This is a genomic window from Massilia suwonensis (genome assembly GCF_042655665.1).
GTDB lineage: Bacteria > Pseudomonadota > Gammaproteobacteria > Burkholderiales > Burkholderiaceae_D > Telluria > Telluria suwonensis.
The window spans coordinates 213,451-230,260 of record NZ_JBHSMR010000013.1 but is presented as its reverse complement, the minus strand read 5'-3'; the positions used below and the strand labels follow the sequence as shown (position 1 = coordinate 230,260).

The 16,810-nt window shown below is 68.6% G+C and carries 15 protein-coding genes; 6 read left to right on the top strand and 9 right to left on the bottom strand.

Features of this window, described 5'->3' with window-relative positions:
• Position 1: 1 nt before the first annotated feature.
• Together ACFPQ5_RS08940 and paoA are read right to left on the bottom strand one after the other, a co-directional pair.
• The gene (locus ACFPQ5_RS08940) at positions 2 to 955 is read right to left on the bottom strand and encodes an FAD binding domain-containing protein (protein WP_379753773.1); all 954 of its coding nucleotides are present in this window, start codon (positions 953 to 955) and stop codon (positions 2 to 4) included.
• Positions 952 to 1,614, bottom strand: coding sequence for an aldehyde dehydrogenase iron-sulfur subunit PaoA (gene paoA / locus ACFPQ5_RS08935; RefSeq protein WP_379753770.1), 663 nt, complete (start codon positions 1,612 to 1,614; stop codon positions 952 to 954). Before paoA ends, ACFPQ5_RS08940 begins: the two co-directional genes overlap by 4 nt.
• 340 nt (positions 1,615 to 1,954) lie before the next feature.
• Here paoA and ACFPQ5_RS08930 point away from each other — a divergent pair, with 340 nt between their 5' ends.
• Together ACFPQ5_RS08930 and ACFPQ5_RS08925 are read left to right on the top strand one after the other, a co-directional pair.
• Positions 1,955 to 4,375 (top strand): ATP-binding protein, encoded by a 2,421-nt coding sequence (locus ACFPQ5_RS08930; RefSeq protein ID WP_379753768.1) that lies wholly within the window; start codon positions 1,955 to 1,957, stop codon positions 4,373 to 4,375.
• A 49-nt stretch (positions 4,376 to 4,424) separates the two neighbouring features.
• The gene (locus ACFPQ5_RS08925; RefSeq protein ID WP_379753765.1) at positions 4,425 to 5,816 is read left to right on the top strand and encodes a nucleobase:cation symporter-2 family protein; all 1,392 of its coding nucleotides are present in this window, start codon (positions 4,425 to 4,427) and stop codon (positions 5,814 to 5,816) included.
• A gap of 16 nt (positions 5,817 to 5,832) precedes the next feature.
• On the opposite strand, the gene ACFPQ5_RS08920 is transcribed toward ACFPQ5_RS08925, so the two are convergent.
• The 3 genes from ACFPQ5_RS08920 to ACFPQ5_RS08910 all read right to left on the bottom strand — a co-directional run bounded on the left by ACFPQ5_RS08920 (position 5,833) and on the right by ACFPQ5_RS08910 (position 10,075).
• A complete protein-coding gene (locus ACFPQ5_RS08920) occupies positions 5,833 to 7,788 on the bottom strand; it encodes a hypothetical protein (RefSeq protein WP_379753762.1) in 1,956 nt (651 codons plus the stop codon).
• Positions 7,789 to 8,002: 214 nt separating this feature from the next.
• Entirely contained in the window at positions 8,003 to 8,962 is a 960-nt protein-coding gene (locus ACFPQ5_RS08915; protein WP_379753759.1) for a 2-hydroxyacid dehydrogenase, read from the bottom strand.
• A gap of 45 nt (positions 8,963 to 9,007) precedes the next feature.
• Complete coding sequence (locus ACFPQ5_RS08910; RefSeq protein WP_379753756.1) at positions 9,008 to 10,075, bottom strand: MBL fold metallo-hydrolase; 1,068 nt, start codon at positions 10,073 to 10,075, stop codon at positions 9,008 to 9,010.
• Between the two features lie 141 nt (positions 10,076 to 10,216).
• On the opposite strand from ACFPQ5_RS08910, the gene ACFPQ5_RS08905 reads away from it, so the two are divergent.
• Complete coding sequence (locus ACFPQ5_RS08905) at positions 10,217 to 11,110, top strand: LysR family transcriptional regulator (protein WP_379760053.1); 894 nt, start codon at positions 10,217 to 10,219, stop codon at positions 11,108 to 11,110.
• Between the two features lie 2 nt (positions 11,111 to 11,112).
• On the opposite strand, the gene ACFPQ5_RS08900 is transcribed toward ACFPQ5_RS08905, so the two are convergent.
• The gene (locus ACFPQ5_RS08900; protein WP_379753753.1) at positions 11,113 to 11,580 is read right to left on the bottom strand and encodes a (R)-mandelonitrile lyase; all 468 of its coding nucleotides are present in this window, start codon (positions 11,578 to 11,580) and stop codon (positions 11,113 to 11,115) included.
• A 92-nt stretch (positions 11,581 to 11,672) separates the two neighbouring features.
• A complete protein-coding gene (locus tag ACFPQ5_RS08895; protein ID WP_379753750.1) occupies positions 11,673 to 12,260 on the bottom strand; it encodes a CHRD domain-containing protein in 588 nt (195 codons plus the stop codon).
• A gap of 241 nt (positions 12,261 to 12,501) precedes the next feature.
• Between ACFPQ5_RS08895 and ACFPQ5_RS08890 the strand changes: the two genes are divergently transcribed.
• Complete coding sequence (locus ACFPQ5_RS08890; RefSeq protein ID WP_379753747.1) at positions 12,502 to 13,326, top strand: universal stress protein; 825 nt, start codon at positions 12,502 to 12,504, stop codon at positions 13,324 to 13,326.
• A gap of 191 nt (positions 13,327 to 13,517) precedes the next feature.
• Here the strand turns inward: ACFPQ5_RS08890 and ACFPQ5_RS08885 are convergent, their stop codons facing one another.
• Positions 13,518 to 14,285, bottom strand: coding sequence for a sulfite exporter TauE/SafE family protein (locus ACFPQ5_RS08885; protein ID WP_379760051.1), 768 nt, complete (start codon positions 14,283 to 14,285; stop codon positions 13,518 to 13,520).
• Positions 14,286 to 14,371: 86 nt separating this feature from the next.
• Between ACFPQ5_RS08885 and ACFPQ5_RS08880 the strand changes: the two genes are divergently transcribed.
• Positions 14,372 to 15,256 (top strand): LysR family transcriptional regulator, encoded by an 885-nt coding sequence (locus ACFPQ5_RS08880; protein WP_379753744.1) that lies wholly within the window; start codon positions 14,372 to 14,374, stop codon positions 15,254 to 15,256.
• Positions 15,257 to 15,287: 31 nt separating this feature from the next.
• Here ACFPQ5_RS08880 and ACFPQ5_RS08875 read toward each other — a convergent pair whose 3' ends face one another.
• Positions 15,288 to 15,992 carry a TMEM175 family protein gene (locus ACFPQ5_RS08875; RefSeq protein ID WP_379753741.1) on the bottom strand — a complete coding sequence of 235 codons (705 nt, stop codon included), beginning with the start codon at positions 15,990 to 15,992 and terminating at the stop codon, positions 15,288 to 15,290.
• A 330-nt stretch (positions 15,993 to 16,322) separates the two neighbouring features.
• Between ACFPQ5_RS08875 and ACFPQ5_RS08870 the strand changes: the two genes are divergently transcribed.
• On the top strand, positions 16,323 to 16,763 hold the full coding sequence (locus tag ACFPQ5_RS08870; RefSeq protein ID WP_379753738.1) for an acetyltransferase: 441 nt from the start codon (positions 16,323 to 16,325) through the stop codon (positions 16,761 to 16,763).
• Positions 16,764 to 16,810: the final 47 nt, after the last annotated feature.

Genomic DNA, 16,810 nt, shown 5'->3' with positions numbered 1-16,810 from the left:
CTCAGCCTTTCTTCGCGTCGACCAGCACCGCTTCCAGCGTGCGCCGGACCAGCGGGACTTTATAGGCGTTTTCGCTCGTCGTCTTCGCCCCGGCCAGCAGGGTGTCGACGGTGGCGCCGGCGCCGCGCGGCATGGCGGCGTCGGCCGCCGGCACGCGCCAGGGTTTGTGGGCCACGCCGCCGAGTGCCACGCGGCCGCTGCCGTCGCGCTGGACGACCGCCGCCACCGACACCAGGGCAAAGGCATAGGAGGCGCGGTCGCGCACCTTGCGGTAGAAGTGTGCGCCGCCCAGGGGACGCGGCAGCACCACGCTGGTAATCAGTTCGCCCGACTGCAGGGTGTTTTCGATGTGCGGGGTATTCCCCGGCAAGCGGTAAAAGTCGGCGATCGGGATCACGCGCGTGCTGCCGTTGGCGCGCACCGTCTCCACCCCGGCGTCGAGCAGTTGCATGGCCACCGCCATGTCGCTCGGGTGGGTCGCGATACAGGCTTCGCTCTGGCCGACGATGGCGTGGTTGCGCGTATAGCCGCCGATCGCCGAACAGCCGCTGCCCGGCACGCGCTTGTTGCACGGCAGGTTGGTGTCGTAGAAGTAGGGACAGCGGGTGCGCTGCAGCAGATTGCCGGCCGTGGTGGCCTTGTTGCGCAGCTGGGCCGATGCGCCGGCCAGCAGGGCCCGCGCCAGCACGCCGTAGTCGCGCCGCACGCGCGGATCGGCCGCGAGATCGGTATTCCTCACGAGGGCGCCGACGCGCAGGCCGCCGTTGTCCAGCGGCTCGATGCGGTCGAGCTTCAGGCCGTTGACGTCGATCAGGTGCGGCGGCGCCTCGATCTCGAGCTTCATCAGGTCGAGCAGGTTGGTGCCGCCGGCGATGAAGCGCGAGCCGGGATGGCGCTCGGCGGCGGCGGCGGCTTCGGCCGGGGTGCGCGCTTTTTCGTAGGTGAATGCCTTCATGCCTTGAGCCCTCCGACTTCGGTGATGGCGTCGAGGATGTTCGAGTACGCGCCGCAGCGGCAGATGTTGCCGCTCATGCGTTCGCGGATCTCGTCCACGCTCAGCAGCGGCTTGACGTTGAGGTCGGCGCTGACGTGGCTCGGGATGCCCTGGCGGATCTCGTCGAGGGTCGCCACGGCCGAACAGATCTGACCCGGCGTGCAATAGCCGCACTGGTAGCCGTCGTGCTTCACGAAGGCCGCCTGCATCGGATGAAGTTTATCGGGCGTGCCCAGGCCTTCGATGGTCGTGATCTCGTCGCCGTCGTGCATGATCGCCAGCGACAGGCAGGAATTGATGCGGCGGCCGTTGACGATCACCGTGCAGGCGCCGCACTGCCCCTGGTCGCAGCCCTTCTTGGTGCCGGACAGTTTTATATGCTCGCGCAGGGCGTCGAGCAGGCTGGTGCGGGTGTCGAGGGTCAGTTCGCGCCGCTGGCCGTTCACGCGCAGCGTGGTTTTCGCCATCGTGGGCGGCGGGTTCACGGGTTGCGGCGCTGCTGCCCCGGCTCCCTGGGCCTGGGCCAGTGCCGCCCCGGGAATCGCAGCGCTGGTGGCCGCAGCGGCGCCGCTGATGAGCAAGTCGCGCCGCGACAGCTTCATGTCGCTCAAGTCGTCCATATCGTTAAAACCTTCCGAACTGGTGGGCGCCGGGGCGGCCCGCGTGGTGGGACTCCAGCGGGCACCTTTCAAGGCCGGCTGGGCATTCGGCTTATGATAAAGACATTCTCGATAGCAGGCGGCACGGTTGACCGGGAACCATTCCTCCTTTTCCGGGCGCCGCGGCCAGGTGCGCGGATGCACCTGAATGGTGCATGGTCGCGTCGTGCCTGCACTGCCGGGCAGCGAATGCGCGCTGGCCCGTCCGGCACGGTATGATGCCGGTTTCGCCAGACCGGTCGAGCACGCGGCATCGCTCCACCAGGCCCTCCTCCATACGCCGCACAGCCCGGAAACCAGCATGAACGCACCCTCCCCGCACGACCTGGACTACAAACGCAGGCGCGAGTTCACCGGGCTGTTCGAGGAAGCCCCGATCTTCATGGCCCTGCTGCATGGTCCGGAGCACGAGTTCGAGTTCATCAATCCGGGCTACCGGCGCCTGATCGGCCACCGCGACGTGGTCGACCGGCCCATGGCCGAGGTGCTGCAGGACGTCGCCGCCCAGGGCTATGTCGCCATGCTCGACGAGGTCTACCGCACCGGCGTTCCGATCACGGCCGCCAGCGCCAAGTACGGCATGCAGGTGGTGCCGGACGGCCCCGTCAGCGAGCGCTACATCGACTTCGTGCTGCAGCCGGTGCGCGACGCGGCCGGCGCCATCGACGGCATTTTCATCCTCGGCACCGACGTCACCGACCGCGTCCTGATCGAGATCCGGCGCGACGCGCTGTTCCGCATGACCGACCTGGTGCGCGACGCCGCGAACGCCCAGGACATCGTCGACGGCGCCTGCCGCATCCTCGGCGAGACCCTGGGCGCGAGCCGGGTCGGCTTCGCCACTGCGGGCGCGGGCGACTCGGTGCGGCTGAGCGGCAACTGGCAGCTGCCCGGCGCCGCCGTGCTGCCCGAGAACATCGACCTGCGCGCCTTCGGCGACTTCATCGACGATCTGAAGGCCGGCACGCCGGTCGCCATCGGCGACGTCGCGCTCGACCCGCGCACGGCGCATGCCGCTTCGGCCCTGGCCGCACTCGACTCCTGCGCCTTCGTCGACCTGCCGGTGCTGGAAGACGGCCGGCTGGTGGCGCTGGTCTACGTTAACAGCGCGCGCCCGCGCAGCTGGAGCGCGGACGACATCAACCTGGTGCGCGAAGTGGCCGAGCGCACCCGCACCGCGAGCGAACGCCTGCGCAACGCCGGCGCGCTGGCCGCCAGCGAAGCGATGTTCCGCTCGATCGCCAACGCCATGCCGCAGATGGTCTGGTCGACCCTGCCGGACGGCTTCCACGATTACTACAACGAGCGCTGGTACGACTTCACGGGCGCAATCCCGGGCGACACCGACGGCGAGCGCTGGGCCAACATGTTCCATCCCGAGGACCGCGAGGAAGCCTGGGCGCGCTGGTCGCGCAGCCTGGCCAGCGGCGAGACCTACGAGGTGCAATACCGCCTGCGCCACCGCTCCGGCGCCTACCGCTGGGTGCTCGGACGCGCGCTGCCGGTGCGCGACGAATCGGGCGCCATCATCCGCTGGATGGGCACCTGCACCGACATCCACGACCAGAAGCTGGCCGAGAACGCGCTGCGCCAGGCCAACCAGCGCAAGGACGAGTTCCTCGCGATGCTGGCCCACGAACTGCGCAACCCGCTGGCGCCGATCAGCACCGCGGCCCAGGTAATGCGCCTGCGCTACGGCGACGCCGAGTACGTCAAGCGCGCCAGCGACATCATCGGACGCCAGGTGCGCCACATGACCGACCTGGTGGACGACCTGCTGGACGTCTCGCGCGTCACCCGCGGGCAGGTACAGATGGAAAGCGAGCCGGTCGACCTCAAGACCGTCGTCAACAACGCCGTCGAGCAGGCGCGCCCCCTGATCGAGGCGCGCCACCACGACCTCTTCATGCACCTGGCGGCCGACACCGCCTGGGTCAGCGGCGACCGCACGCGCCTGACCCAGGCCGTGTCGAACCTGCTCAATAACGCGGCCAAGTACACCCAGCAGCACGGTCGCATCGAGCTCGACCTGCGCATCCTGGATGGCTGGGCCACGCTGGCCGTGCGCGACAACGGCAGCGGCATCGCGCCCGGCCTGCTGCCGCACGTGTTCGAACTCTTCACCCAGGGCGAGCGTACGCCGGACCGGGCCCAGGGAGGCCTCGGTCTCGGCCTGGCGCTGGTGCAGAGCATCGCCGCCCACCACGGCGGCACGGTCGAAGCCGAGAGCGGCGGCACCGGCCAGGGCAGCTGTTTTACCCTGCGCCTGCCGACCATCGAGGCGCCGGCCCTGCACGCCGTGGGCGACGCTCAGGGCAAGGCCACGGACCAGCCGCAGCCGTCCACGCCGCGCCGCATCGTGATCGTCGACGACAACCGCGACGCCGGCGCCTCGCTGGAGGCGGCGCTGGAAGCGCGCGGACACGGCATCGCCCTGTTCGACGGCGCCCAGGCCCTGCTCGACGCCCGCGACCTGGGACCGGTGGACGCCTACATCCTCGACATCGGCCTGCCCGGCATCGACGGCTACCAGCTGGCGCGCCGCCTGCGCCAGGACGGTCCCTGCCCCGAGGCCCTGCTGATCGCCCTCACCGGCTACGGCCAGGCGCACGATTTCACGCTGTCGAAGGCGGCGGGCTTCGACCATCATTTGGTCAAGCCGGCCGATCTCGGGCAGCTCGAACGGATCCTCCACGAGGGTGCGGACAAACTTGTCCGCTGAACGAGGGCGCCGGCCGGGGTAAAATCACGGTTTTGCCCGAGGCCCGTCCATGACCAAACAAGCCCCGCCCACCCTGGCCCCGCCATCCGGCCCGGACCTGATCCTCGGCCTGGACGACCGTCCGCGTCCCCTGATCGGCATCCTGGCCGCCCTGCAGCACCTGCTGGCGATTATCGTCCCGATCGTCACGCCGGGCCTCCTGATCTGCCAGGCGCTGGGCGTGCCGGCGCGCGACACCAACCTGATCGTTTCGATGTCGCTGGTCATTTCCGGCATCGCCACTTTTGTGCAGTGCCGCCGTTTCGGGCCGCTTGGCGCGGGCCTGCTGATCGTGCAGGGCACCAGCTTCAATTTCGTCGGTCCCCTGATCGCCGGCGGCAGCCTGATGGTGAAACAGGGCACGCCGGTGGAAGCCGTGATGGCCGCGATCTTCGGCGTCGTGGTGGCCGGTTCCTTCGTCGAGATGGGCGTCTCGCGCATCCTGCCTTTCGTGAAGCGCATGATCACGCCGCTGGTGACCGGCATCGTGGTGCTGATGATCGGCCTTACCCTGATCAAGGTCGGCCTGATCAGCATGGGCGGCGGCTTCGCGGCCATGCAGAACGGGACCTTCGCCAACGGCGAGAACCTGCTGCTCTCCGGCGTGGTGCTGGCACTGATCGTCGCCATCAACCGCGTGCCCGTCGTGTGGATGCGCAGCTGCGCCATCGTCATCGCCCTGGCAGTCGGCTATGCGCTGGCGGCGTCGATGGGCCGGCTCGACTTCACCGGCATGCACGAAGCGCCCCTGTTCCAGGTGCCGCGTCCGCTGCACTTCGGTCTCGATTTTTCCTGGTCGCTGTTCATCCCCATGATCGTGATCTATCTCGTCACTTCGCTGGAAGCGATCGGCGACGTCACCGCCACGAGCAAGATTTCGCGCCAGCCGGTCGAAGGCCCGCTCTGGATGCAGCGCATCAAGGGCGGCGTGCTGCTCAACGGCGCCAACAGCCTGCTGGCCGGCGTCTTCAACACCTTCCCCAGCTCGATCTTCGCCCAGAACAACGGCGTGATCCAGCTGACCGGCATCGCCAGCCGCCACATCGGCGTCTGGATCGCGCTGATGCTGGTCGTGCTCGGCCTGTTCCCGGCCGTGGCCGGCGTGATCCAGGCGGTGCCGGAACCGGTGCTGGGCGGCGCGGCGATGGTGATGTTCGGGGCCGTGGCCGCCGCCGGCATCAACATCCTGGCCAGCGTCCAGCTCGACCGCCGCGCCCTGCTCATCATCGCCGTTTCGCTGGCGCTGGGCCTGGGCGTATCGCAGGTGCCGGAGTTCCTGGCGCACATGCCGCCCGCCCTGCGCAACGTCCTCGAATCGGGCGTGGCGACCGGCGGCATCTGCGCCGTGCTGCTGAACTGGTTCCTGCCGGCGAGCGCGGACGGTCGCGGCGAACACGCCTGAGCCGCCCGCGCGCCTGCTAATTGCTGAGCGTTAGCGCACCGTCCACCGGCGACATCTGCCCGGGTGCGGCGGTGCCTGCAAGCGCCGCCGCCATCTTCGCGCCAGCCCTGGCCGTTCCGGCGCTGTCGTAGTCGAGCACCTCCGTGCCGGCCGCGTCGACGTGGCTGATGCGCACCCGCATCTGGTCGCGTCCGCCGCGCGCGTTGTCCCCATCCGCCGCATCGAGCTGGAAGCGGTAACCGGCGCGGCCGTTGTAGCGGCCCGTGCCTTCCAGGCGCAGCGTGGCGCCCGCGCGCCCCGTCACCGCCACGCTGTCGCTGCGGAAGGCAAACGGTCCGTGCAGCACCAGCGCCGCATTCTCGCCCGCCTTGCCCGCCCCCCGGGTATCGCCCAGCGGCGCCCACAGCGTGAAGCGCAGCGGCTGCGAACGGCCGGGGCCGGCCGCACCGGCAGCAGCCAGCTTGCCGCGCGCGCTGAGCGCCGCCAGGCCCGGCTCGTTCACCAGGATCTCGCGCCGCGCTTCCGTGGTCCGTCCGCCCGAATCCGTCACGCGCAGCACCACGGTGCGCGCGCCCGGCGCGCAGAAGCGGTGCTGCAGGACGACCTCGCCCTTGCCGTAGGCTTCGCGCACCAGCGGCGAAGGCGAGGCGCAGCCGTCGGCCCAATCCACCGTGGCCGTGTGCACCTGGCCCGGCGCGTTGTCGATGAAGCCGAGGCTGACCCGCAGTTCCTGGCCGACCGTCACGCTGTCGGGCAAGCCGGTGAATGGACCGAGCACCGGCGCATCGGTGCCCTTGGTTCCCGGGCGCAGCATGACCAGGCCGGCATTCGACAAGGCGAGGATGGTGCCGGCTTCGTTGATGGCGACGGCGTGCGAGAGCACCAGGCCGGCGGGGATGCGCTGCAGGCGGGTGTTCAGGTCGATGGGCGCGCCGGGCCCGCGCCACAGGGCCGCACGCCAGCCGCTCGGGCGCCGCACGCCGCCCACGATCTCGCTGCGGTTGTTGATGTCGAAGACGTCGGATTCGAGCGCGCCCGCGCGCGGCAGCGGCACCAGGCCGCGGGCACGCGACCATTGGTAGGCCGTCGAGCCGGCCGCCGTCGCAGTGTCGCCGACGACCTCGCCGCGGTCGTTCAGGTCGGCCACCGTACGGGAGCCGCCGTTGCGCGTACCGATCGGCACCATCCCGCTCCCGCGGCTCCAGAAGAAGCCGGCGTCGTTCGCGTCGTTCGCGTCGTAGGAGGTGCCGGCCGCCTCGCCACGCTCGTTGACGAAGGCCGTGCCGGCGATGCTCCCGCCCAGGGTGCCGAGGTTCGTCGGGCGGCCGCGCGCATCCCACAGCGTGGCGCGCTGGATCCCGCTGCCGTCATCGGCATAGCCGCCGGAAACGCCCGTATTGGCGATGGCGCGTACCGCGGACACCCCCAGAGGCACCGGGCCGAGCGGCGTAATCGCGCCGCCCGGCTCGAAGCGCACCGCGCGCTGGATGCCCGAGGCCTCGGTCATGTCGCCGACGACCTGGTCCTGGTCGTTGATGCCCCAGACCCGGCTCGGCACGTTCGGCAAGGCACGCATGCCGCGCCCCAGGCTCCAGGTGAACTCGTAGAAACGCCGGAACGGCCCTGTGCCTTCGCTGGTTTCGCCGGTGACCACGCCGCGGTTGTTCAGTCCAGCGATGGAGGTGTCCCCCGGCACGCCGAAGGGCACGACGCGGTTGCCGTCGAAGAAGCCGCTGGTCCCGAACACGAAGGAGCCGACCGCCGCCTGTCCGTTTTCGTTGAGGTAGGCGATCGCCCCTTCCGGGTCGAGGTTGATCACGCTGTACACGGGTGGGGCCGCCGGAGCCGCCGGCGCCGTCGGGGCAGCTGCGGCGCCGCCGGCAACGGTCAGGAGCGGGAACAGGCCGGTCAGGATGTTGTTGCGCAGTGCAGGCTTGCGGAGTGCGCGCTGGGTAGTCGAATGCAGTTTCATGTGGCTCGCCGATCGTGATGAGGGTTCGATGCCTGGCACGGTTCGCTGCACGCACAGCGCGTAACCGCTCAGGTCCGGGAACCACTCTAGAGCCAAGAACTGATCAACTCCAGACCCTGCTGGAAAAACTATCGGCTGGGTACGCTGTTTGATACGGAACGCGTTTACAGCGGGAAACGAACCGCCGCATTTCGAGCCTGCGGGAAAGATTTGCTCAGGCGGACGCGCCCAGAACCCGCGTAGGTAAAGGCTTTCCAGCAAAATGCGCCTCGAGGTTGGCCGCCGCCAGCATGCCCATCGCGGTACGGGTCTCGACCGTGAAACTGCCGACGTGCGGCGTCAGGACAACATTGTCCAGTTCGCGCAGCGCGGCTGGAACGCGCGGCTCGTCGGCGAACACATCCAGCGCCGCGGCGCCCAGCCGTCCCTCCTGCAAGGCTGCGATCAGCGCCGCTTCGTCGACCAGCGAGCCGCGCGCGATGTTGACCAGGGTGCCTTCAGGGCCGAGCGCATCGAGCACATCCGCGTCGATCATCGCACGCGTGGCCGCGCCGCCGGGTGCGCAGACGATGAGATAGTCGCTCTCGCGCGCCAGGTCCGGCAGCGAGGCGCTGCGCGGATACAGGCAGTCGGCCGTGCTGCGCTGGAAGTAGCGGATCGCCATGCCGAAGCTTTCCAGGCGCGTGGCGACGGCGCGCCCGATGCGGCCCAGGCCGACGATGCCGGCCACCTTGCCGCGCAGGCTGCGCGCGGGCTGCAAGGGTTTCTTCGCTTCCCAGTCTCCGGCGCGCACGTGGCGGTCGAGCTGGGGAATGCGGCGGCTGCTGGCGAGCAGCAGGCTCACGGCCAGGTCGGCCACGTCCTCAGTCAGCACGTCGGGCGTGTTGGTGACAAGAATGCCGCGCGGGTCGAGCGCATCGAAGGCGACCGCATCGACGCCGACGCCGTGCACGGCGACGATCTCGAGCTTGGGCAAGCGGTCGGCCAGCGCCGCGTCGATGCCGGTGACGCCGGTGGTGAACACGCCGCGCACGCCGGGCGCGACACGCTCGATGAAGGCATCGCGGTCCGCCGGCGCGACGGCCGCCAGCCGGTGGCAGACATAGTCGCGCTCGAGCACCTTATCGACTTGAGGGACCCAGCCGGATCCCAACAACAGAATTTCTGGACGCACTGGCCGCTCCCATCGTGATCATGATGAGAACGAGTATAAGCGAGCTTACTGAAGAGTGCGCCACCAGGCCTCGCCCGCCTGCGGCTGGGCGATGGACAGCGGCTCGCCGATGCCAGGGGTCGCCAGCGGCAGGCCGCGGGCGCCGGCCAGCGCGCTGATGCGCTCGAGCGGTTCCTGCCAGCGGTGCAGCGCCAGGTCGAAGGTGCCGTTATGGATCGGCAGCAGCCAGGCGCCGCGCAGGTCCAGGGCCGCCTGCAGGGTCTGCTCGGGTTGCATGTGCACGTCCGGCCATTGCTTGTCGTAGGCGCCGGTCTCGACCAGGGCGACATCGAATGGACCGAAGCGTGCGCCGATGGCCTTGAAGCCGTCGAAATAGCCGCTGTCGCCGCTGAAGAAGACGCGCAGCTTGCTTGTAGCGATCACCCAGGACGCCCAGAGCGTGGAATTGCGGTCGTTCAGGCCGCGTCCGGAAAAGTGGCGCGCCGGCGTGGCGACGAAGCGGACGCCGCCGACGCTGCGCTCCTGCCACCAGTCGAGCTGCTGCACCTTGTCGGCGGGGACGCCCCAGCTGATCAAACGGTCGCCCACGCCCAGCGGCGCCAGGAAGTGCTCGGTCTTGCCCGAGAGGGCCAGGATGCTGGCGTGGTCGAGGTGGTCGTAATGATCGTGCGAGAGGATCACGGCCTTCAGCGGCGGCAGCTCGGCGATCGCGATCGGCGCTTTCGAGAAGCGCTGCGGACCGGCCCACTGCACGGGCGAGGCGCGCTCCGAAAAGACCGGATCGGTCAGGTAAAAGGCGCCGTCCAGCTTCAGCAGCACGGTCGAGTGGCCCAGGCGCCAGAGCGTATTGTCGGGGGCGTCCAGCAGCGCCTGGCGGCTCAGGGTGTGCACCGGAATCGGCTGCGCCGGCGTCGTGCCGGCCGGCCTGTCGAACATGAAGTTCCACCACAGGCGCGCCTGCTCGCCGAACGTGAATTCGTGCACGGGCGTCGCGTTGACGAAGCTGCCGCCCCGGAACTGGGGCGAGGCGTGGCTCGTGCGGGCCGGGGCGAAGGCGCAGGCGCCGACGAGGGCGACGCTGATCAGGACGATGGCGATGAGGAGGAAGCGCATGAATCGGCAGTCTGGTTGAGGCCGGTCATCTTACCCCGTTTCGATGGACCCGGCCGGGCCCGGCATTGATGAGCCTTATGAACACCATTCATCAATCGGGCGCTAGAATAAGAAACCTTTCTCATGAACCACCGGACAGCCATGGCGCGCGACAACATCAACGACATCCTCGTCTTCCTCGCCGTCGCCCGCGAACGCAGCTTCACGCGCGCCGCGGCCAAGCTCGGGATGACGCAATCGGCGCTCAGCCACACGGTGCGCACGCTGGAAGCGCGTCTCGGCGTGCGCCTGCTGAGCCGCACCACGCGCAGCGTGTCGCCGACCGAGGCCGGCGAGCGCCTGCTGCAAAACGTAGCGCCGCGCCTGGAAGAAATCGAGGCCGAGATCGCCGCCGTCAGCGACCTCGGCGACAAGCCTTCCGGCACGGTGCGCATCACGGCCATCGACCACGTGATCGACGACGTGCTGTGGCCGCGCATCGCGCCGCTGCTGCCGCAGTACCCGGACCTGCACGTGGAATTCAGCGCCGACTACCGCATCGTCGACATCGCCGCCGAACGCTACGACATCGGCGTGCGCCATGGCGACCAGGTCGACAAGGACATGATCGCCGTGCGCCTGACGCCGGACGTGCGGATGCGCATCGTCGGCGCGCCAGCTTACTTCGCGCGCCGTCCGCTGCCGGCATCCGTGGCCGACCTGATGAAGCATAACTGCATCAACCTGCGCCTGGCCAGCAGCGGCGGCATCTATGCCTGGGAACTGAAGCACGAGGGCCAGGACATCGAAGCCCGGGTGCGCGGCCAGGCCGTATTCTCGACCGCCAACCACATCCTGAAGGCCGCGCTCGACGGCGCCGGCCTCGGCTTCCTGCCCGAGGAGATGGTCGGCGAACACGTGCGCGCGGGCCGCCTGGTCAGCGTGATGGAAGACTGGTGCCCGCTGTGGCCGGGCCTGCACGCGTATTATCCGAGCCGGCGCAATTCCTCGCGCGCGCTGGCGCTGGTGATCGACGCCATCCGCCACAAGGGCTGATCCTATTTTCCGTACTGTTCGTCGCTGACCTTCTCCATCCACTCGACGACCTTGCCGTTCTCGGCTTCCTGGCTGGCGATGTGGGTCATGGCCGTGTTTGGGGCCGCGCCATGCCAGTGCTTGACGCCGGGCGGGGTCCAGACCACGTCGCCGGGCCGGATCTCCTCGATTCTGCCGCCCCAGCGCTGCACGCGGCCGACGCCGGCGGTGACGATCAGGGTCTGCCCGAGGGGATGGCTGTGCCAAGCCGAGCGCGCGCCCGGTTCGAAGGTGACATACGACGCGCTGCCGCGCGACGGCGCCTGCGGCCCGTACAAGGGGTCGACCCGCACCATTCCGGTGAAGTTGGCGGCGGGACCGCGGCTCGATGCTTGCGCGCCGTTGCGGGTGATGACGAGGTCGGCGGGCGCCTGCGCACAGGCGGCGCCGGTGGCGCAGAGCGCCAGCGCGGACAGGAGGACACGTTGCATGCGGGTTCCTTTCAAAACCCTACTCTAGCGTGCCGCCCCCGCCGCGATAAGACCGCCCGGATGACTAGACCTTATGAACGCGGCTCATGAATCTATACGCGGCGCCGGCGCAGCGCGGCCATGCCGGCCGCCCCCAGTCCGAACAGGGCCAGGCTGGCGGGTTCGGGCACCTCGGCCAGGAAGCCGCGGATCTCGCCGGCCGGGAAAGCCTGCGTATGGATGTTCAGGTAAGCGCGTCCCGAAGCGAGGCCGGCCAGGAAGGCCGACTGCGCGCTTTCCACGGTACCGCCGTTGTTGGTGACGAAGGTCGGGTTGTAGGTGGCCAGGTTCAGCAGATCGAAGGTTTCGGTGTAGCTGCCCGAAGTGACGCCCAACGGGAAGGCCGGGAAGGTCGGCAGCGAGGTGGCCACGCCCACCGTGCCCTCGCGCGGTACCGCCGTGCAGCAATGGATGTGCGAGGCCGTGGTCGGCGCCGTCAGGCCGGCGAAGGTGGCGTTCACCGTCATTGTCCCTGCCACGTCGTCGATCACGACATTGGCCCGCCCGGTCGCCGGCGAGTCGTTCGGGGTGCCCTCGATCGCACCGTTCAGGGACGTCGAGTAGCGGATGAGCCCAGCATTTGCCGCGCCGGCGCAGAGCAAGAGCAGCGAACTCGTCACACAAAGAGCAAGACGTTTCATGACTGATCCTCCAAAATGGGTGTGCTACCCGATCAGCATAAAACGTGCCGGAGAGGCGCTACGGGGCGTCGACGCCGCAGGCAAGAACCAAGTGTAAATACTATCGACAGACCGGATTTTCCACGAATCAGCGGCTGCTGCCGCATGCCATTTTTTCGCGCACAGGCGCGTGACGAGGCCCGGTGCTTGGCGTAGAGTCGAAGCTACGGAGTCCCCCTTCTTCATCGCGAAAGGAGCCAGCATGTACAAGACAATCGTGGTGCATGTCGACGACAGCGCCGCCATGGATTCGCGCCTGCGCGCCGCTGCGCAGCTGGCCGGCCTGCATGGCGCCCACCTGGTCGGCGCCGCGGCCACCGGCACTTCCTGGTCCTCCTACGCCCTGCTGGTCGGTTCGATGGCGGTCGCGCCGGTCGACGAGTTCGACGCGATGTGCGTCGAAGCGCGCAAGAGCCTGCGGCATTTCGCGGAAAACGCGCGCCGGCTCGGCGTCGAATCGATCGAGGAACGCATGGCCGAAGACGAGCACCGCCGTTCCCTCCTGCTGCAGTCGCGCTACGCCGACCTGGTCGTGACCAGCCTCGACACCGGCGCGCGCGACAGCGTGCGCGGCCTGCCGCAGTACGTGGCGATGCACGGCGCGCGTCCGGTGCTGGCGGTGCCGCCGTCCTTTTCGGGCAAGCCGATCGCCGAGCGCATCGTGGTTGGCTGGGATGGCAGTCTGCAGGCGATCCGCGCGATCCAGGCGGCGTTGCCGCTGCTGGCGCGCTCGCAGAGCGTGCAGCTGGCCCTGATCAACGCCGACCGCGAATCGGGCCTGCATGGCGACGAGCCCGGCGCCGACATGGCGCTGTATCTCGCGCGCCATGGCGTGCCGGTCGAGGTGGTGGCCGAGAACACGCAGGGCGCGCCCGGCCAGGCGCTGGCCGACCTGGCGCACGATGCCGGCGCCGGCCTGATCGTCGCCGGCGCCTTCGGCCACAGCCGCTACCGCGAACTGGTGCTGGGCGGCGTCACCCGCTACCTGCTCGAGCGCAGTCCCTTGCCGGTCCTGCTGGCGCACTGAGCGCGGGAAGCGCGCGCGCGTCCGTGGCGGCGGCTGCGCGCGGGACAGATAGCTGCTGGCGCCTCCTCCGGTGCGGTGTCCTCGTCCGTCGTGCCGGCCGCGTGCGCACGCAGTCCGGCCACGATGCTGGCCAGGGCGCCAAGCGTTCCTATCGTTGCGAGCAAAGCGTCGAACATGCCTGTCCTCCTCCTTCAGCGCTGCAGCAGCGCCGGGGCGTACGTTTTCACAAAGAACACCAGGGTGATGCAGAATGTGGCCAGCAGCGTGATCCTGCGCACGATGGCGGGCGGCGCACGGCGGCCGAGATGGGCGCCGCCGTAGCCGCCCAGCAGGGCGCCGGCCAGCATCGCCAGCGTCACCGGCCAATGTACCGCATCGGCGACAATAAAGGCCAGCACCGCGACCAGGTTGGCGGCGCTCACCAGCAGCGTGCGCGGCGCGTTCAGCTGCTGCAGCTCGCGCTGGTCGAGCAGGCCCCAGATCGCCAGCATCATGATCCCCACCGCGCCGCCGAAATAGCCGCCGTAAATGCCGAGCGCGAACTGGATCGCCAGCACCGCATGCCCGTGGATACGCCAGCGCGCACGCAGGGCCGCGCCGATGCGCCGTCCGAAGGCCAGCGCGAGCGATGCCGCCAGCAGCAGCCAGGGCAGCACGACGCTGAAGGCCGCCGACGAGGTCCGCAGCAGGAGCAGCGCGCCGAGGAGGCCGCCGCACAGGGTCGCGACCAGCAGCGCGCGCAGCGGCACGCTGCCGATCGGACCGAGGCCGTCGCGGTAGGCCCAGGCGCTGGCCAGGCCGCCGGGAAAGAGCGCGACCGTGCTCGAGGTGTTCGCCTGAACCGGAGGCACGCCGGCCGCGATCAGCGCCGGCAGGCTGACGAAGGAGCCGCCGCCTGCCAGCGCGTTCATCGCGCCCGCCGTGCCGCCCGCCGCAAATGTGAGGAGAATCGTTTCCATGCCCTTGATGGTAGTCGGCGCTTTCACCCTGCACAATCTGGCAATTCCGGTGCTAGACTTCGTCGTTTCCGAAACCACCCGTCATCATGCGCTTCGACCTGACCGACCTGCGTCTCTTCCTCACCGTTGTCGAATGCGGCAGCCTGACCGGGGCCGCCCGGACCGTTCACCTGGCGCTGGCCTCCGTCAGCGAGCGCATCGCCGGCATGGAAACGGCCCTCGGCGCGCCGCTGCTCGAGCGTAACCGGCGCGGGGTGCGTCCGACCGCCGCCGGCGAAGCGCTGGCGCGCCATGCAAGAGGCATCCTCGGCCAGGTGGAGCAGATGCGCGGCGAACTGCGCACCTACGCGAGCGGCCTGAAAGGCCGGATCCGCCTGCTGTCGAACACGGCCGCCATGGCCGGCTTCCTGCCGCCGCAGCTATGCCGCTTCCTGGCCGCGCAGCGCGACCTCTCGATCGACCTCGAAGAGCGGCCCAGCGTGGAGATCGTTCAGGCGCTGGTGGACCGGCGCGCCGACCTGGGCATCGTCGCCGACATCACGGACCTCGCCATGCTGCAGGCCCATCCGATCGCCAACGACAAACTGGTCGTCGTCGTCCCGCACGGGCACCGCCTGGCTGGCCTGGCGCGGGTCGGCTTCGACGAGCTGCTGGCCGAGCCCATGGTCGGCATGGCCGATACCGCGCTGGAGACGCACCTGGCGGAGCGCGCGGCGCGTCTCGGCCGCCAGCTCGACTACCGCGTCAAGCTGCGCAACACGGAACACGTGGCGATGTACGTCGAGGCCGGGATCGGGATTGCGATCCTGTCGAACGCGCTGGCCGGCACGATCCGGCGCGACCTGGCGATCCTGCCGCTGGATGAAGCCTGGGCCGTGCGCCGCCTGCACCTGTGCGCGCGCGACTTCGGGGCGCTGACGCCGCATGCGGCTCTTCTGGCGCGCCAGTTGCTGGAGGATCGGGGGGATTGAGTTTGTATGGCTGTTTCTGGCCGCGCAATAGCTACTTGTTCGATTTCTCGGCCTCGTCCGGCTCCTCCCTGGGTTTGTAGCGCGGCGTGGGTTGCGACAGCAGGAAGAAGGCGATGCACAGTAATGCAATGGCAACGCCGATGCGCGGCGCCACGATCGCAACGGGCACCGCAACGATCTGGACCAGCGTCGCAGCGCCGTAGCGGCGCGTCATCTGCTGGAGGAAATCGGGCGCGAGCCGTTCGTCCATCAGCCGGCAGCCCGGCATTGCATAGAACCACTTCGCCATCCAGGTGCAGGCAGTCAGCGCAAGACCGGCAACCAGGGTCACCGACGCGTCGGGCTCGAAGCCCGTGCCGAGGTGGAAGCACCAGATGCGGACCGGATAAGGAATGACGACGATTGCCAGCAGGAACAGGAGGTTGAGCGTGCCGAACCAGTGATCGGTCTTTGCATAAATGCGACCCGAATAATGGTGCTGCAGCCAGTATGCGCCGATCACCACATAGCAGATAACGAGCGCGAGAAATTCGCGCCACTGCTCCGCCATGGCGCTTACCAGGTCGCTGTAGCCATGCGTGCCCTCGGGAGATCCGGGGACCTTGATCTCGACGATCAGCAGGGTGAGCGCGATTGCGAACACCGCGTCGCTGAATCCCTCGAAGCGGTCGAGTCCGCGCTCGGCGCCATGCGTTTCCGCGTCGGTAGACTGGTTCCGCCTATTGCCTGACATCATGGGAGTCCTTTCGCGCACCCGGGCGCCGCTCCTCGCGGTGCAGCACGCACAATCTTTGTCGGACGATCTGCATCACGTCGTGCCATCTAGGAGTTGAAAAGCAACATCTAGTTGTCCGCGACTAAGGATGACCGCTGTTGGCCGAATGCAGACCTAGTGTAGCGTCCGTTGACGACCCGAAGCGCACCGCAGATGCACGCGCGACTCCGCTGCGCTGACGGCGCACGCGGCATTGTTGGCGCGCCAGCCGCTGGAGGGCGAAGACCTCGTTCGAGCGGCGTCTCCGATGCTAGAATGCCGCCGATCTTTTTGCACACTTGCGACTAAACAATGACTACTATCCGGCTTTCTCGACCCGACGAGGGCGAACGCGCTGTCGACATCTGGCGCCGCGCGGTCGATGCGACACATCATTTCCTGGATCCAGAGGACCGGCAAGCCATCGAGAGGTTGGTCTGCGACTTCCTCCCGAAAGCCGTGCTCTGGCTGGCAGTGGATGCTGACGATTATCCTCAGGCCTTCATGCTGATTGATGACGGCCACATGGAGGCCCTGTTCGTCGACCCTGCCTGCAGAGGGCTGGGTATTGGTGCAGCGCTGGTCCGTCACGGCCTGGCGCTCCATCCCGCGATGACAACGGATGTCAATGAGCAGAACGGGCAGGCGATTGGCTTTTACGAAAAGATGGGCTTCAAGCGGACCGGCCGCTCGCCGCTGGATGGACAGGGACGGCCTTATCCGCTTATTCATTTGGCTCACAGCAGTATCTGATTGACTCCTGTTTGCCGATGAGCAGACAGGTGCCAGGCCTGACATCA

What these genes read in the sequence shown, in the direction of transcription:
- ACFPQ5_RS08885 (WP_379760051.1), bottom strand. Translation starts at nt 14,285, where the DNA reads ATGGAAACGATTCTCCTCACATTTGCGGCGGGCGGCACGGCGGGCGCG.
- ACFPQ5_RS08920 (WP_379753762.1), bottom strand. Translation starts at nt 7,788, where the DNA reads ATGAAACTGCATTCGACTACCCAGCGCGCACTCCGCAAGCCTGCACTG.
- ACFPQ5_RS08880 (WP_379753744.1), top strand. Translation starts at nt 14,372, where the DNA reads ATGCGCTTCGACCTGACCGACCTGCGTCTCTTCCTCACCGTTGTCGAA.
- ACFPQ5_RS08940 (WP_379753773.1), bottom strand. Translation starts at nt 955, where the DNA reads ATGAAGGCATTCACCTACGAAAAAGCGCGCACCCCGGCCGAAGCCGCC.
- ACFPQ5_RS08900 (WP_379753753.1), bottom strand. Translation starts at nt 11,580, where the DNA reads ATGCAACGTGTCCTCCTGTCCGCGCTGGCGCTCTGCGCCACCGGCGCC.
- ACFPQ5_RS08895 (WP_379753750.1), bottom strand. Translation starts at nt 12,260, where the DNA reads ATGAAACGTCTTGCTCTTTGTGTGACGAGTTCGCTGCTCTTGCTCTGC.
- ACFPQ5_RS08925 (WP_379753765.1), top strand. Translation starts at nt 4,425, where the DNA reads ATGACCAAACAAGCCCCGCCCACCCTGGCCCCGCCATCCGGCCCGGAC.
- ACFPQ5_RS08905 (WP_379760053.1), top strand. Translation starts at nt 10,217, where the DNA reads ATGGCGCGCGACAACATCAACGACATCCTCGTCTTCCTCGCCGTCGCC.
- ACFPQ5_RS08890 (WP_379753747.1), top strand. Translation starts at nt 12,502, where the DNA reads ATGTACAAGACAATCGTGGTGCATGTCGACGACAGCGCCGCCATGGAT.
- ACFPQ5_RS08875 (WP_379753741.1), bottom strand. Translation starts at nt 15,992, where the DNA reads ATGATGTCAGGCAATAGGCGGAACCAGTCTACCGACGCGGAAACGCAT.
- ACFPQ5_RS08930 (WP_379753768.1), top strand. Translation starts at nt 1,955, where the DNA reads ATGAACGCACCCTCCCCGCACGACCTGGACTACAAACGCAGGCGCGAG.
- paoA (WP_379753770.1), bottom strand. Translation starts at nt 1,614, where the DNA reads ATGGACGACTTGAGCGACATGAAGCTGTCGCGGCGCGACTTGCTCATC.
- ACFPQ5_RS08910 (WP_379753756.1), bottom strand. Translation starts at nt 10,075, where the DNA reads ATGCGCTTCCTCCTCATCGCCATCGTCCTGATCAGCGTCGCCCTCGTC.
- ACFPQ5_RS08870 (WP_379753738.1), top strand. Translation starts at nt 16,323, where the DNA reads ATGACTACTATCCGGCTTTCTCGACCCGACGAGGGCGAACGCGCTGTC.